Source organism: Oleiphilus sp. HI0123 (genome assembly GCF_001635315.1).
On sequence record NZ_LWGE01000308.1, the window covers coordinates 1 to 304 of the forward strand.

At 43.8% G+C, this 304-nt stretch carries 1 pseudogene; it reads left to right on the top strand.

Annotated features, from left to right (window positions below):
* Positions 1–304 (top strand): annotated as a pseudogene (locus A3761_RS26740) (hypothetical protein); the annotation flags it as partial.

The following is a 304-nucleotide window of genomic DNA, read 5'->3' on the forward strand; positions in this document are numbered from 1 at the left end:
CTGAAAACAATAAAGGCGAGCGCACTTATGAAGCTGGCACGCAGGCATATGGCCCAATCAATGGCGTAGCAGATGCAACGGATAACAGCGGTATTCTTGACTACGTGATCATTAAATATTCTGGTTACGCAATTGAAAAAGACAAAGAGCTAAATGGTTTGTCTCTAGGTTCAGTTGGTAGCGGTACTCAAATTAGCAACATCGCTATCGTTGGTTCTGCAGATGATGGTATTGAGCTTTGGGGTGGTACGGTTGATGTTGATGGTCTGTACATCTACAACGCAGGTGATGATTCAATCGATAC